We start from the raw sequence: 14,612 nt of genomic DNA, 5'->3' as shown, positions 1-14,612 counted from the left end.
GGGTGCCGCATCGAGCCGCGGCCCCGCCGTGCCCCAGCGCCGACTCAGTCGACCAGGTCGAGCCCCCGGAGGCGCTCGAGCGTCGCGACACCGGCCGGCGGGCACCGGCCCGTGTCGGCCGAGGTGACCCAGTGGACCGCGCCGACCTCGGCGGCGGGCGCGGGCTCGGGGCTCGTCGCCGAGAGCTCGGCCGCGAAGACCGTCATGGCGACCTGCCGACCCTCGGGCTCGCCGTGCGCCTGCGTCACGACGGTGAAGAGCTCGGCCACGGTCGTCGGGTCGAGTTCGACGCCGACCTCTTCGCGCGACTCCCGGACCAGCGCCTCGGCCGCGGTCTCGCCGGCCTCGATCTTGCCGCCGGGTAGGTACAGCACGTCACGGCCGCGGGCGGTCACCATCAGCATCCGACGGTCACGGACGAGGGCGAGCGCGCTGACGACGATGGTGTCCATCACGCCATCCTCGGGCACGACGACGCCGGCCCGGTGCACCGGCGTCCGGGGGGCGATCAGCCCGCCGAGGCCTGACGCTCGTCGTCGACCGCGCGCAACGGCGACGACGAGGAGGCGCGGCGCCCGTCGGTCACGCCGAAGAGCGCCTCGAGGCCGTCGCGGAACTCGTCGCCCCGGCCCTCTCGGGCGAGCTCGCGCGCCCGGACGGAGGGGGTGTGCAGCAGCACGCCGGCGAGGTGTCGCAGGGCCGATTCGGTGCGGTCGGACGAGTCCCCACGCGACCGCGCGCGCTCGATCTCGGCGTCGAGCAGGTCGAAGACGTGCTTGCGCAGCGCGACGACGGACGGCGTGAGCGACTGTTCGGCGGCGACGGCCTGGAACTCGGCGGCCGCGGACGAGACGAGGGCGCGGGCGTCGTCGGCCGCGCTGAGCTGGGGCAGCGGCGCGTGCAGGCTGATGGTCTCGAGGTCGAGCAGCTCGACGCCCTCGACGCCGGCGACGAGCGGGTCGACGTTGCGGGGCAGCCCGAGGTCGATCACGAGGCGGCGGCCGCCGGGGAGGACGACGTCGCGCGTGACGACCGGCTCGGTGGTCGAGGTGCAGGTGATCAGCACGTCGCTCCAGGCGACGGCGGTGGCGAGGTCGTCGTACGGCGTCGCGGCGTGCTTGAGGCCGAACCACTCGGCGCGGCCCGAACCCGAGTAGACGGCGAGCTGGTCGGCTCCACGGTCGCGAAGTGCCGCGACGGTGGTGGCCGCGTACTGGCCGGTGCCCACGATGAGGACGCGCGCCTCGGACCAGTCGGTCACCCGTGAGGACGCCAGCTCGAGCGCGAGGCGCACGAGTGACCGGCCCGCGCCTCCGACGTTGGTCTGGTTCTTGATGCCCCGGGAGGTCTGCGACGCCTTCTGGAAGAGGCGCTCGAGGTCGCGCGAGGTGGTGCCGTCGTGGCGGGCGCGCTCGAGCGAACGGCGCACCTGGCCCGAGATCTCGTCCTCGCCGACGACGACGGACTCGAGGCCCGAGCTGACGGCGAACAGGTGCTCGACGACCTCGTCGCCCGTGATGACCCGGACGCTGTCGCGCAGGTCGTCGGGCTCGACGCCGCTGGCGGTGCTCATGGTCTCGATCGTGGCCTCGACGGCCAGGGCGCTGCCGGCGGTGAGGGGCTCGTCGACGTCGAGGTACGCCTCGAACCGGTTGCAGGTCGCGAGCACGACCGCGCCGCTGACGAAGTCGCTGCCGTCGACCAGGGTGCCCGCCGCCGAGGGTGCGCCGATGCTCAGCCTCTCGAGGAGGTCGAAGCTGGCGTTCTGGTGGGACGCCGTGAGGCAGATGAGCACTGAGTGATCCTAACTCTGATCGGCGTTTTCGGCTGGGCGTTGACTCGACGTCGAGTGGCCGGGAATGCCACACGACGGTTGCAGCTTGCAACAACGGAGCCCGGGGCCGCATTCCGGCCGCCGGCCCGCACCGCATCGAACCAAGGAGACACCATGACCTCGACCACCAGCATCCAGTGGCAGCTCGTCGCCCGCCCGCACGGCGAGCCCACCCCCGACGACGTCGCCCGCGTCGAGGTGACCCTGCCCGAGCTCGGCGACGGCGAGGTCCGCGTGCAGAACGAGTTCCTGTCGGTCGACCCCTACATGCGCGGTCGCATGAACGACGTGAAGTCGTACGTCCCGCCCTTCGCCCTCGGCGAGACCATGACCGGCGGGGCCGTCGGCCGCGTCGTCGAGTCGCGTTCGGACGACCTGCCGGTCGGCACCGTCGTGCTGCACGAGCAGGGCTGGCGCGACGTGGCCCAGGGAGGCGCGGCCACGTTCCGTGCCGTGCAGCCCGTCGACGGCGTGCCCCTGTCGGCGTACCTGGGCGTGCTCGGCCTCACCGGCCTGACGGCGTACGTCGGCCTCACCGAGATCGCCGGCATCCGCGAGGGCGACGTCGTCTTCGTGTCGGGTGCCGCCGGGGCCGTCGGCACCATGGTCGGCCAGATCGCCCGCCTCAAGGGAGCCTCGCGCGTGATCGGCAGCGCCGGTTCGGCCGAGAAGGTCGAGCTGCTGACCTCGAAGTACGGCTTCGACGCCGCGTTCAACTACAAGGACGGCGACGTCTCCGAGCTGCTCGCCGAGGCCGCGCCCGACGGCATCGACCTCTACTTCGACAACGTCGGCGGCGACCACCTGTCGGCCGCCCTCGCCTCGTTCCGCACCGGCGGTCGTGCCGCACTCTGCGGCTCGATCGCGAACTACAACTCCACCGGCGCCCCGGTCGGCATCACGGGCATGACCAACATGGTCACCCGCGGTCTGACGATGAAGGGCTTCACGTTGGGCGACTACCGCCACCTCGCACCCGCGTTCCAGGCCGAGATGGGCCCCTGGCTCTCCGCCGGCGACGTCGTGTACGACGAGACCGTCGTCGAGGGCGTCGACAACGCGTTCGACGCCTTCACCGGGCTGATGCGCGGCGACAACGTCGGGAAGATGGTCGTCGCGGTCTCCTGACCCGCGCCTCCTCGTCCGCTCGCGCGTTCGAGGCGATCCGACCGGGACGGTCCCGCCGTGGCGGGGCCGGCCGCGGGTCGCCTCGACGCGACGTCCAGCGGGCGATGGGACAATCGACCACGTGACCCAGACCTCCGCCCTGCCCGAGCAGCACCCGCTGGCCGCCGGCCTCACGACGCGTTCACCGCTGGTCCGTGCCCTGCGCGGCGACCGGCCCGAGACGCTGCCGGTGTGGTTCATGCGCCAGGCGGGGCGCTCGCTTCCCGAGTACCGCGAGCTGCGCGTCGGCACCGCCATGCTCGACGCCTGCCTCACGCCCGACCTGGCGAGCGAGATCACGCTGCAGCCGGTCCGCCGTCACGGCGTCGACGCGGGCATCTTCTTCAGCGACATCGTCGTGCCGATCAAGCTGGCCGGCGTCTCGGTCGACATCGTCCCGGGTCGTGGTCCGGTGCTCGAGACGCCGATCCGCACGGCGGCCGACGTCGCGGCCCTGCGGCCGATCGACCCGGAGGCGCTGGCCCCGATCGCCGCGGGCGTCGCCCAGACCGTCGCGCAGCTGGGCAGCACGCCGCTGATCGGCTTCGCCGGCGCCCCCTTCACCCTCGCCGCCTACCTCGTCGAGGGCGGGCCGTCGAAGGACCACATCCGCGCCCGTGCCCTCATGCACGGCGATCCCGAGACCTGGGACGCCCTGCTCACCTGGGCCGCGGACGTGACCGGTGCCTTCCTGCGCGCGCAGGTGCTCGCCGGGGCGAGCGCCGCCCAGTTGTTCGACTCGTGGGTCGGGTCGCTCTCGCTGGCCGACTACACCGCGCACGTCGCCCGCCACTCGGCCCGTGCCCTCTCGCACGTCGCCGACCTCGACGTGCCCCGCATCCACTTCGGAGTGGGCAGCGGCGAGGTGCTGGCCGCCATGCGCGACGTCGGCACCGACGCCGTCGGGGTCGACTGGCGCATCCCGCTCGACGAGGCCTCGCGTCGCCTCGGTGGCTCCACCCCGGTGCAGGGCAACATCGACCCCGCCATGCTCCAGGCGCCGTGGGCCGTGCTCGAGGCGCACGTCCGCGACGTGGTCGAGCGTGGTCGGGCGGCCCCGGCGCACGTGCTCAACCTCGGCCACGGCGTCAGCCCCGACACCGACCCCGACGTGCTCACCCGCATCGTCGAGCTCGCGCACACGCTGTGACCCCGCCCGTCGTCACCCCGAGCGGCGTCGTCGACGTCGCCGTGGTGGGCGGCGGCATGGGCGGCATCGTGCTCGCCCGGGACCTGGCCGCCGCCGGGTTGGGCGTCGTGCTGTTCGAGGCATCCGACCGACTGGGCGGCGAGGTCTCGCGACACGTGGTCGCCGGCATCGCACTCGACGCCGGGGCCGAGAGCTTCGCGACCCGGGGCGGCACGGTCGCCGGTTTCGCCACCGAACTCGGCCTCGGCGACGACATCGTCCTGCCCGATCCCCGCGGGGCCTGGCTGCACGAGGCCGACGGCGAGTCCTTCCCCATCCCGCGCACGGGGCTGCTCGGCATCCCCGGCGACCCGTCCGCCGCCGACGTGCGAGCCGTCGTCGGCGAGGCCGGCGTGACCCGCGCGCTCGCGGACGCCGACCTGCCCGCCGAGATCGGGGCCGAAGAAACCACCCTGGGGGGTCTCGTCCGGGCGCGCATGGGCGACGAGGTCGTCGACCGGCTCGTCAGTCCCATCGTCTCGGGCGTCCACTCGCTCCACCCCGACCTGCTCGCCGTCGACCGCGTGGCCCCCGGGCTGCGCTCGGCCCTCCAGCGCGAGGGCAGCCTCGCCGCCGCCGTGCTCGGACTGCGCGCCCTCGCCCCGGCCGGCTCGGCGGTGGCGGGCATCCGCGGCGGCCTCGCCCGGCTGGTCGACCCGATCGTCGCCGACCTCCAGCGGCACGGCGTCGACGTCCGCCTCGGCACCCGCGTCCGCTCGATCGACGAGACCGGCGTCGAGACCGCGGGCGGTGAGCACGTCCGGGCGAGACAGGTCGTGCTGGCCGTCGGGGACCACGACGCGGTGGCCCTGACGACCCGCGCCTCCTCGGTGCCGCCCGGAGCGATCACCCTCGCGACCCTCGTCGTCGACCGGCCGGAGCTCGACGCGGCACCCCGGGGCACGGGCGTCCTCGTCGCCCCCGGCTCGACCGGACTCCGGGCCAAGGCCCTCACCCACGCGACCGTCAAATGGAGCTGGCTGGCCGAGCTCGCCGGGGGACGCCACGTGCTCCGGCTCAGCTTCGACTCGCCCGTCGTCGACCGCGACACACCCGACGCCGAGGTGCGCGACGCGGCGCTCGCCGACGCCTCGACCCTGCTCGGCGTCGACCTCGCCGCGCGCCACCTGGTCGGCTTCGGCCGGGCCACCTGGGACGCCCCGCGCCGGGCCGAGGCGGCGGTCGTCACCGAGCCCGTGGTCGAGGTCGTCCAGGCAGGAGGCGCGGTGGCGGGACGGGGGCTGGCCGCGATCATCGCCCACTCGCGTCGTCAGGCCGCCACCCTCGTCGCGGCGCTGTCGGCGCCCCCGTCCCGCGACTGAGGCCCCGGGGTCGGACCGCTTCGGTCCGGCGCGGGCGTCGGGCACCCGCCTCGGGCTACATTGGAGGGACGTGTGCGGCACATGCCGTCGCGCGTACGACCACGAATGGAGTCCCCCGTGCGAGGCAAACTGATCTTCGTCGCCGGAGCCGCTGTCGGATTCGTGCTGGGCGCCCGCGCCGGCCACGACCGGTACGAGCAGATCACCGAGAGGGCGTCCAAGGTCTGGAACAGCCGGGCCGTGCAGCGCCAGGTCGCCAAGGGCCAGGACTTCGCCGGTGCCAAGACGGCCGACGGCGTGGACGCCCTCGTCACCGGCATCACCCGGGGCATCTCCAAGGCCTTCGGCGGCGGCCGAAAGAAATGACCGACTCGACGCGCAGCGACAAGGTGCGGCACAAGACCAGGCCGCGGTCGCTCTTCGCCCTGGTGCAGGACGTCCCGACGCTGGTCACCGACCTGGTCAAGGGCGAGCTGGCCCTGCTCAAGTACGAGGTCATCGGCACGCTCAAGGCCTTCGGCATCGGTGCCGGCTTCCTGGTCGGGGCCCTGGTCTTCGTCTTCGCGATGCTCGGCGTCCTCCTGACCGGCATCGTCCTGCTGCTCGCCATCTGGCTTCCCGGTTGGGCGTCGGCCCTCATCGTCGCCGGCGTGCTGTTGCTCGTCGCCGCCCTGCTCGCGTTCCTCGGGTACAAGGCGATCAAGAAGGGGCTCCCGGCGGTCCCCGAGAAGACCATCGCGAGCCTCAAGGCCGACCTCAAGGCCGTCAAGGGCGTGGGGTCGATCCCCGGCGCCCGCCTCGACGAGCGCTGACGCGCCTCCTCGACACCCCCACCCTTCCCGTTCCCGACAGGAGCACCGTGAGCGACAGCAGCGACATCCAGGCCCACATCGACCGCACGCGCGCCGAGCTCGCCGCGACCCTCAACGAACTCGAGGACAAGCTGAACGTGCCCAAGCAGTTGGGCATCGCCGGGCACCGCGCCAAGGCCTCGTTCGACCGCGACAAGACCCCGTGGCTCGCCGCCGCCGGGGCGGGTGCGCTGGCCGTCGCTGGCGTCGTCGTCGCGGTCGTCAAGCGCCGCTGACCGCTCGCCCGGCTCGCCGGTCGGCTCGACCGCCGGCGGGCACCGGGTGCCGTTCGCTCGACCGGGAGCAACCTGGTTGGGCTCCCAGCGTGCCGAGAGGGAGAATGGCTGCATGAGTTCCAGCGCCGACGCGGCAGCGCCCGTACTGCCGACGTCCGATTCATCCGCAGCACCCGTCCAGACCGAGTCCGACGACGCCGCGGCGAGCACACCGCCACCCGTCGAACGCCTCGGCTACACGCTCTGGGCCGTGCTGCGACGCGACCCGCAGAACCCCTACGCCCCCGAGCTCGACGACGTCCCGCAGCTCGACGCGGTCGTCGACGCCCTGGCGGGTCTCGGCGTGACCGTCCGTGGCTTCTACGACGTCAGCGCCCTGCGGGCCGACGCCGACATCATGATCTGGCTGCACGGCGAGGTGCCCGAGGCCGTCCAGTCGGCCTACCGGCAGCTGCTGCGCACCGACGTGCTGGGCGGCCTGCTGCCCACCTGGAACGCCATGGGCATGCACCGCGAGGCCGAGTTCTCGCGCAACCACAGCCCGGCCTTCATGCGGGGCAAGGCACCCGAGACCTGGTTGACGGTTTACCCGTTCGTGCGCAGCTACGAGTGGTACCTGCTGCCCGAGGCCGAGCGCCGTCAGATGCTCGCCGAGCACGGCAAGCAGGGCTCCGAGCACCGCGCGGTGCTGACGAACACCGTCGCCAGCTTCTCGCTCGGCGACTACGAGTGGATCCTCGCCCTCGAGGCTCCCGAGCTCGTCCAACTGGTCGACCTCATGCGCGACCTGCGCTACACCGAGGCCCGCCGCCACGTCCGCGAAGAGATCCCGTTCTTCACGGGCCGACGCATCCCCACCACCGACATCATCGAGGTCTTGTCGTGACCGACACCAGCAACATCACCAACGGGCAGCTCGTCCGCAACGCCACCCCCGCCGCGGCCTCCGGCCCCGAGCACGTCTCCGAGCCGACCGACTACGACGCCATCCTGCTGGCCGGCTTCGGCGGGCCCGAGGGGCAGGACGACGTCATCCCGTTCCTGCGCAACGTCACGCGCGGTCGGGGCATCCCCGAAGAGCGGCTCGAAGAGGTCGCGACGCACTACCGCCACTTCGGCGGCGTCAGCCCGATCAACGAGCACAACCGCGAGCTCAAGGCCGCCCTCGAGGCCGAGCTCGAGCGTCGCGGCATCGACCTGCCGGTCATCTGGGGCAACCGCAACTGGCAGCCCTACATGGCCGACGCCGTGCGCGAGGCCGACGAGCGCGGGTTCCGCAAGCTCATCGCGGTCGCGACCAGCGCCTACTCGTCCTACAGCTCGTGCCGCCAGTACCGCGAGGACTTCGCCATGGCGCTCGACGCCACCGGCCTCGAGGGCACCATGCAGATCGACAAGGTCCGCCAGTTCTTCGACCACCCCGGTTTCGTCCAGCCGTTCATCGACGGCGTGCGCGACGCGCTCGTCGCGGCTCGCGCCGAGAACGAGGGGCTCGACCTCGCGACCGAGGTCCAGGTGCTCTTCGCGACGCACTCGATCCCGTCGACCGACGCGGCCAAGAGCGGCCCCCAGGCGCGCGGCTTCGACGCCGACGGCGCCTACGCCGCCCAGCACAAGGCCGTCGCCGAGGTCGTCATGGCCGCGGCCGAGGCCGCCCTCGACCTCGACCTGCCCGAAGGGGGCGGCACCACCGTCCCCTGGCAGCTCGTCTACCAGTCGCGCAGCGGCCCGCCCTCGATGCCGTGGCTCGAGCCCGACATCAACGACGCCATCGACGACCTGGCCGGCGGTCCGACCCGCGCCGTCGTCATCGTGCCGCTCGGGTTCGTCAGCGACCACATGGAGGTCATGTGGGACCTCGACAACGAGGCGATGGAGACCAGCGAGAAGAACGGTTTCTGGGCGACGCGCACCCCGACGCCGGGCATCGACCCGAACTACGTCACCGGGCTCGTCGACCTCGTGCTCGAGCGTCGTGACGGCGTCCCCGCCGAGGACCGCCCCCACGTGACCGACCTCGGGCCCTGGTACGACGTCTGCCGTCCCGGCTGCTGCGAGAACGTGCGACTGGGCTTCAAGCCCGCCTTGTCCGGCCTGGTCCCCTGACCCCGTGGCGACCATCCGCATCGGAACTCGGGGCAGCGCGCTGGCCGTCGCCCAGTCGACCACCGTCGCCGACCGCATCGCGGCCGCGACCGGCCACGACGTCGAACTCGTCCGCATCAAGACCGAGGGGGACCGCTCGCAGGGCACCGGCGAGTCGCTGGCGTCGCTCGGGGGCACCGGCGTGTTCGCCAGCGCCCTGCGCGAGGCGCTCCTCGCGGACGAGTGCGACGCCCTCGTGCACTCGCTCAAAGACCTCCCCACCGCCACGCACCCCGGTCTCGTCATCGGGGCGACGCCCGGTCGGGCGGATGCCCGCGACGCCCTCTGCGCGCGCGACGGGCTGACCCTCGAAGGACTGCCCCAGGGTGCCCGCGTCGGCACGGGATCGCCGCGTCGTGCTGCCCAGCTGCTCTCGCGACGTCCCGACCTCGAGGTCGTCGACATCCGCGGCAACGTCGACACGCGGCTCGGTCGCGTCGGCGTCGACCTCGACGCCGTCCTGCTCAGCGCGGCGGGTCTCGGCCGCCTGGGACGCCTCGACGCCGCGACCGAACTGCTGGGGCTCGGCTTCTGGCCCAGTGCGCCCGGCCAGGGCTCGCTCGCCGTCGAGGTCCGCGAAGGCGACCCCGACGAGGCACTCGCCCGCGGACTGGCCGCCATCGAGGACGAAGAAACCCGCCTCGTGGTGACGGCCGAGCGGGCCGTGCTGGCCGGGCTCGAGGCCGGTTGCGCGGCACCCGTCGGTGCCAGTGCCGTCGTCGACGCCGGGTTGCTGCTGCTCAGCGCGACCGTCTACAGCCCCGACGGCGGCCGTCGCCTCAGCTCGTCGCACGCCGTCTCCCTCGACGACGGTCCCCTCGTCGCGCGCCTCGCCGACGTCCACGAGGTCGCCGGCCGTGTCGTCGACGAGCTGCTCGACTCCGGTGCGGCCGAGTTCGCCCCGTTGGGCGGCGGACCGGCCGGCGGTGACCCCCTGGGCAGCGCCACGTGACCGCCGACAAGCCGCTCAAGGGCGTGCGCGTCCTGGTGCCGCGCGGTGGCAAGTGGGGCGACGGGGTCGCGGCCTCGCTCCGGTCGCGCGGTGCCGCCCCGGTGATCGCCCCCCTCATCAACTTCGCCCCGGCCGAGACGCCCGAGCTGCTCGCCGCGGCCCTGGCCCGCCTCGAGTCCGGCGTCTACGAGTGGCTCGTCGTCACGAGTGCCACCACGGTCGACGTCCTGGTCGGCAACGGCATCCGGCCCCCTGCCTCGACCCGGGTCGCCGCGGTCGGCGAGACCACCGCCGCCGCCCTGAGCCTGGCGGGCATCCGCGTCGACTTCGTCCCCGAGGGCGACAACTCGGCCCGCGGACTCGTGAAGGAGTGGCCGGCCGACGAGGTCACCGGTCGCGTGCTCGTCCCGCAGTCCGACCTCGCCGAGCCGACACTCGTCGCCGGACTGTCGGCCCGCGGGTTCGACGCCGAGTTCGTCTCGGCGTACCGCACGGTGGGCGTTCCCGTCTCGGCCGAGGTGCGCGACGGCGTCGCCGACGGCTCGATCGGCGTCCTCCTCGTGACCTCGGGCAGCGTCGCCCGCCAGATCGCCGCCCAGCTGGCGCCCCTGCCCCCGCAGACCCTCGTCGCGTGCATCGGCCCGCGCACCGCCTTCGACGCCCGTGCCGCGGGGCTGCCCGTGCACCTGATCGCCGAGACCCGATCGGCGGCCGCCCTCGTCGAGGCCGTGGTGGACCACGCCCTCGACGGCCCGTCCGCCGGAACGCCCCCCACCGAGAAGGACTGATGTCCGAATTCCCCCGAGTGCGGCCCCGCCGCCTCCGTGCCACCCCCGCCCTGCGTCGTCTGACCGCCGAGACGCGCCTGCACCCCGCCGACCTCGTCCTGCCGATGTTCGTCCGCGAGGGCATCGACGAGCCCACCCCGATCTCGTCCATGCCGGGCGTCGTCCACCACAGCCTGTCGAGCCTGCCCCGGGCCGTCGAGCAGGCAGCGGAGGCCGGTGTGGGCGGCGTCATGCTCTTCGGGGTGCCCCTCGAGAAGGACGCCGTCGGGTCGGGCGCGACCGACCCCGAGGGCATCCTCAACGTGGCCACCCGCGTGGCCGTCGACGCCGCCCAGGGCGCGCTGGTCGTGCAGACCGACCTCTGCCTCGACGAGTTCACCGACCACGGCCACTGCGGCGTCCTCGCCGCCGACGGCTCGGTCGACAACGACGCCACCCTGGTCCGCTACGACGAGATGGCGGTCGTCCAGGCCGAGGCCGGGTCCCAGCTGATCGGCATGAGCGGCATGATGGACGGTCAGATCGGCTCGGCCCGCGACGCCCTCGACGCGGCCGGCTTCGGCGGCACGGCACTGCTCGCCTACGCCGCCAAGTACGCGTCGGCCTTCTACGGCCCCTTCCGCGAGGCCGTCCAGTCGACGCTGGTCGGAGACCGCCGCACGTACCAGATGGACGCCGCCAACGGGCGCGAGGGCCTGCGCGAGGTCGACCTCGACATCGCCGAGGGTGCCGACGTCGTCATGGTCAAGCCGGCGATGAGCTACCTCGACGTCCTCGCCGAGACGGCCGCGACGAGCACCGTCCCGGTGTGGGCGTACCAGATCAGCGGTGAGTACGCGATGATCCACGCGGCCGCCGCGAACGGCTGGATCGACCTCGACGCGGCCTCGTACGAGAGCGTCCTGTCGATCAAGCGGGCGGGTGCGGACGCGATCCTGACGTACTGGGCCACCGAACTGGCCACGCGCCTCCAGAAGGAGCGGTTCTGATGACCGAGCAGAGCAACGACACCTACTTCACCCGGGCCAAGCGGTCCATTCCGGGCGGCGTCAACTCGCCCGTCCGTGCGTACGGCTCCGTCGGCGGGACGCCACGGTTCCTCGTGGGTGCCAAGGGCGCCTACGTCACCGACGCCGAGGGACGCGACTACGTCGACCTCGTCGCCTCGTGGGGTCCGGCGATCCTCGGGCACACCCACCCCGAGGTGCTCGAGGCCGTCCAGCAGGCGGCCGCGCGCGGTCTGTCGTTCGGGGCCTCGACGCCCGCCGAGACCGAACTCGCCGAGCTGGTCCGCGAACGCGTCGCCGTCGGCGACCAGCGGCCGATCGGCAAGCTGCGCATGGTGTCCACCGGCACCGAGGCGACCATGACGGCCATCCGCCTCGCCCGCGGCTACACCGGTCGCGACCTGCTCGTGAAGTTCGCCGGGCACTACCACGGGCACTCCGACTCGCTGCTGGCCGAGGCCGGCTCGGGCGTCGCGACCCTGTCGATGCCCGGCTCGGCCGGCATCACGGCCGAGACCGCCGCCCAGACGCTCGTCCTTCCCTACAACGACCTCGACGCCGTGCGTGCGGCCTTCGACGAGCACGGCCCGCGCATCGCCGCCGTCATCGTCGAGGCCGCCGCCGCCAACATGGGCGTGCTCGCGCCGCAGCGGGGCTTCAACCGCAGCCTGTCCGAGATCACGCGACGCCACGGTTCGCTGCTGATCGTCGACGAGGTGCTCTCCGGCTTCCGCGTGGGACGCGCGGGCTGGTGGGGTCTCGAGGCCGCTCGGGTCGTCCCGGACGGCGCCGGGTGGGAGCCCGACCTCATCACGTTCGGCAAGGTCATCGGCGGGGGCATGCCGCTCGCCGCCCTGGGCGGTCGCGCCGAGGTGATGGACTTCCTCGCCCCGCTGGGGCCGGTCTACCAGGCAGGCACGCTCAGCGGCAACCCGGTGGCCGTCGCCGCCGGCATCGCCACGCTCAGGCTCGCCACGCCCGAGGTCTACGCCCGGCTCGACACCGTCGCCGACCAGTTGTCGGCCGGCGTCTCCGCCGCCCTGTCCGCCGAGGGCGTCGAGCACAGCGTCCAGCGCGCCGGGTCGCTCTTCTCGTTCGCCTTCACTCCGACGGCACCGAACGACTACGACGACGTCCGCGCCCAGCAGTCCTGGCGCTACCCGCCGTTCTTCCACGCCATGCTCGACGCCGGGGTCAACCTGCCCCCGTCGGTGTTCGAGGCGTGGTTCGTCACGGCGGCCCACGACGACGACGTGGTGTCGCGCATCCTCGACGCCGTACCCGCCGCGGCCAAGGCCGCCGCGGCCGCGCAGGCGCCGCACTAGTCCGCTCGAGCGCGCGCCGCGCCTCCGTTCCGGCTCGCCGGGGGCTCGGCCGACTCTGCGCGCCGGGCTCGCCTGCCCGTCACTCGGGGCCATGCCTGCTCCGCCGCATCCCGCCACGAGGTAAACAACCCGCCACATCATTTCTTGGCGGGTTGTTTACATCGTGGCGGGGTGGCGGGGTGGCGGGGTGGCAGGCACTCCGGCAGCGGCTGCGCGTGGCGCCGTGATGCACCGGCCGGAGGTCAGCGGCGGCGGGCGCGGGCCGACCAGCGGCCGTCGGCCCGATCGACGACGAGCGGGTGGTCGAACGCGCCCGACACGAGCTCGGACGTCAGCACGTCGTCGGCCCGTCCGGTGGCGAAGACCCGGCCGTCGCGCAGCAGCAGGGCGTGCGACGTGCTGCTCGGCAGGTCCTCGAGGTGATGGGTCACCGTCACGGAGGACATCGTGCGGTGGGTCGTGCGCAGCTCGTCGACGGTGTCGAGCAGGTGTTCCCGCGCCGCGACGTCGAGTCCCGTCGCCGGTTCGTCGAGCAGCAGCAGGGCCGGCTGCGACACCAGGGCACGGGCGATCAGCGCCCGACCGCGTTCGCCCTGGGACAGCACGCTCCACCGTGCCGAGAGGCGGGACGAGAGACCGACGCTCGCGACGAGGTCGACGACCCGCGCCTCCTGCTCGTCGGTGGGCACCCAGCGGGGCACCGGGTCGCTGCTGCCCGTGAAGCCGGTCAGCGCGACCTCACGGACGGTGGCGTCGCCGACCATGCGGTGGCGGGGATCCACGTGGCCGATGTGGCGGCGCAGCTCGCTCAGCTCGACCCGCCCGAGGCGGCGGCCGAGGACGTCGACCGTGCCCGCGGTCGGGTGGCCGAGCGCACCGCACAACGTGAGCAGCGTCGTCTTGCCGGCTCCGTTGGGGCCGATCAGCGCCCAGTGCTGGCCGGAGTCGACGCGCAACGACACGTCGTGCAGCAGATCACGACCGCCCCGGGTCACCCGTGCAGCGACGACGTCGAGCACGGGCGGCACCGGGGCGGCCACGGAGGGGGCGACGGTCACGCGCGGTAGATGCCCGCCTCGCGCACCTGGTCGAACAGGCCCTGCAGGCGTGCGGGCTGCTCGCGCACGACGGCGGCGGCCGCCGCGGCGTCGTCCGCCTTCACGGCGTCGCGGAACGCCACGGTGAAGGCGTGCGCCTGCGGGAAGTCGAAGATGCCGTTGGCCGACGGACGACGCAGGAGCAGCAGGAGGCGCGGGCCGGTGTTCGACCACAGTCGCGTCAGCGACTCGCTGTCGGCCGCGGCCAGAAGGATCTCGTTGGCCCGCACGAGGCCCGCGATGTCTTCTTCCTTCTTCGCCTTGAAGGCCTTGGCCCGGGTGTCGAGGAGGCCGACGACCTCGGCACGCTGAGCCTTGTCGAGCTTGGGCACGGCCCGCTCGACGAAGAGGGACCAGACGGCGTAACCGACGTCGACGGTGTCGACGAACTCGCCGTAGGACGGGTCGACGATGCGCGTGTAGCGGTTGGCCTCGATGTCGACCAGTGCCTGGTCGGCGAGCTTGGCGATCGCCTCGCGGACGGGCGTGCGGGAGACGCCCAGCCAGGCCACGAGCTGGTCGTCGTTCAGGCGCTCACCGAACTCGAGGGTGCCGTCGATGATCGCGGCGAACATCTTGTCGTAGACGACGTCGCGCAACAGGCGGCGAGGGGCGGGCGTCTGGTCGTCGTTCTGGGGGATCGGCATCGGGGGCCTCCGTCGTGTCTGCGGTCAGGTGCCGACGGTCGACGGCGCTCGG

16 protein-coding genes are annotated in these 14,612 nt (G+C 73.3%); 12 read left to right on the top strand and 4 right to left on the bottom strand.

Annotation, left to right across the window (positions count from 1 at the left end):
- Nucleotides 1-44 precede the first annotated feature (44 nt).
- Together QRN23_RS00785 and QRN23_RS00780 are read right to left on the bottom strand one after the other, a co-directional pair.
- Entirely contained in the window at nucleotides 45-452 is a 408-nt protein-coding gene (locus QRN23_RS00785; RefSeq protein WP_285062046.1) for an NUDIX hydrolase, read from the bottom strand.
- A 56-nt stretch (nucleotides 453-508) separates the two neighbouring features.
- On the bottom strand, nucleotides 509-1,795 hold the full coding sequence (locus QRN23_RS00780) for a glutamyl-tRNA reductase (protein ID WP_056044137.1): 1,287 nt from the start codon (nucleotides 1,793-1,795) through the stop codon (nucleotides 509-511).
- Nucleotides 1,796-1,948: 153 nt separating this feature from the next.
- Between QRN23_RS00780 and QRN23_RS00775 the strand changes: the two genes are divergently transcribed.
- The 12 genes from QRN23_RS00775 (at nucleotide 1,949) to hemL (ending at nucleotide 12,816) form a co-directional block, all read left to right on the top strand.
- A complete protein-coding gene (locus tag QRN23_RS00775; RefSeq protein WP_056044134.1) occupies nucleotides 1,949-2,962 on the top strand; it encodes an NADP-dependent oxidoreductase in 1,014 nt (337 codons plus the stop codon).
- 121 nt (nucleotides 2,963-3,083) lie between these two features.
- Entirely contained in the window at nucleotides 3,084-4,151 is a 1,068-nt protein-coding gene (gene hemE / locus QRN23_RS00770) for a uroporphyrinogen decarboxylase (protein ID WP_056044132.1), read from the top strand.
- Complete coding sequence (locus tag QRN23_RS00765) at nucleotides 4,148-5,512, top strand: protoporphyrinogen/coproporphyrinogen oxidase (RefSeq protein ID WP_236557062.1); 1,365 nt, start codon at nucleotides 4,148-4,150, stop codon at nucleotides 5,510-5,512. The genes hemE and QRN23_RS00765 overlap by 4 nt, the downstream gene beginning before the upstream one ends.
- Before the next feature lie 117 nt (nucleotides 5,513-5,629).
- On the top strand, nucleotides 5,630-5,878 hold the full coding sequence (locus tag QRN23_RS00760) for a hypothetical protein (RefSeq protein ID WP_285062043.1): 249 nt from the start codon (nucleotides 5,630-5,632) through the stop codon (nucleotides 5,876-5,878).
- Complete coding sequence (locus tag QRN23_RS00755) at nucleotides 5,875-6,324, top strand: phage holin family protein (protein ID WP_054147459.1); 450 nt, start codon at nucleotides 5,875-5,877, stop codon at nucleotides 6,322-6,324. The genes QRN23_RS00760 and QRN23_RS00755 overlap by 4 nt, the downstream gene beginning before the upstream one ends.
- Before the next feature lie 47 nt (nucleotides 6,325-6,371).
- A complete protein-coding gene (locus tag QRN23_RS00750; RefSeq protein ID WP_043595223.1) occupies nucleotides 6,372-6,599 on the top strand; it encodes a DUF3618 domain-containing protein in 228 nt (75 codons plus the stop codon).
- A gap of 112 nt (nucleotides 6,600-6,711) precedes the next feature.
- On the top strand, nucleotides 6,712-7,485 hold the full coding sequence (gene hemQ / locus QRN23_RS00745) for a hydrogen peroxide-dependent heme synthase (protein WP_082460100.1): 774 nt from the start codon (nucleotides 6,712-6,714) through the stop codon (nucleotides 7,483-7,485).
- Complete coding sequence (locus tag QRN23_RS00740; protein WP_082460099.1) at nucleotides 7,482-8,705, top strand: ferrochelatase; 1,224 nt, start codon at nucleotides 7,482-7,484, stop codon at nucleotides 8,703-8,705. Before hemQ ends, QRN23_RS00740 begins: the two co-directional genes overlap by 4 nt.
- A 4-nt stretch (nucleotides 8,706-8,709) precedes the next feature.
- Nucleotides 8,710-9,696 (top strand): hydroxymethylbilane synthase, encoded by a 987-nt coding sequence (gene hemC / locus QRN23_RS00735; RefSeq protein ID WP_056044128.1) that lies wholly within the window; start codon nucleotides 8,710-8,712, stop codon nucleotides 9,694-9,696.
- Nucleotides 9,693-10,484 (top strand): uroporphyrinogen-III synthase, encoded by a 792-nt coding sequence (locus QRN23_RS00730; protein WP_043595220.1) that lies wholly within the window; start codon nucleotides 9,693-9,695, stop codon nucleotides 10,482-10,484. The genes hemC and QRN23_RS00730 overlap by 4 nt, the downstream gene beginning before the upstream one ends.
- A complete protein-coding gene (gene hemB, locus QRN23_RS00725) occupies nucleotides 10,484-11,473 on the top strand; it encodes a porphobilinogen synthase (RefSeq protein WP_056044126.1) in 990 nt (329 codons plus the stop codon). Before QRN23_RS00730 ends, hemB begins: the two co-directional genes overlap by 1 nt.
- A complete protein-coding gene (gene hemL, locus QRN23_RS00720) occupies nucleotides 11,473-12,816 on the top strand; it encodes a glutamate-1-semialdehyde 2,1-aminomutase (RefSeq protein WP_285062033.1) in 1,344 nt (447 codons plus the stop codon). The genes hemB and hemL overlap by 1 nt, the downstream gene beginning before the upstream one ends.
- 242 nt (nucleotides 12,817-13,058) lie before the next feature.
- Here hemL and QRN23_RS00715 read toward each other — a convergent pair whose 3' ends face one another.
- On the bottom strand, nucleotides 13,059-13,874 hold the full coding sequence (locus tag QRN23_RS00715) for an ABC transporter ATP-binding protein (protein WP_285062032.1): 816 nt from the start codon (nucleotides 13,872-13,874) through the stop codon (nucleotides 13,059-13,061).
- The gene (locus QRN23_RS00710) at nucleotides 13,871-14,560 is read right to left on the bottom strand and encodes a GntR family transcriptional regulator (RefSeq protein ID WP_123571143.1); all 690 of its coding nucleotides are present in this window, start codon (nucleotides 14,558-14,560) and stop codon (nucleotides 13,871-13,873) included. The genes QRN23_RS00715 and QRN23_RS00710 overlap by 4 nt, the downstream gene beginning before the upstream one ends.
- Nucleotides 14,561-14,612 lie beyond the last annotated feature (52 nt).

Source organism: Frigoribacterium sp. ME-P-080 (assembly GCF_030209595.1).
Taxonomy (GTDB): domain Bacteria; phylum Actinomycetota; class Actinomycetes; order Actinomycetales; family Microbacteriaceae; genus Frigoribacterium.
Note: the sequence above shows the minus strand (reverse complement) of the source record. Positions and strands in the feature narration are given on the sequence as shown.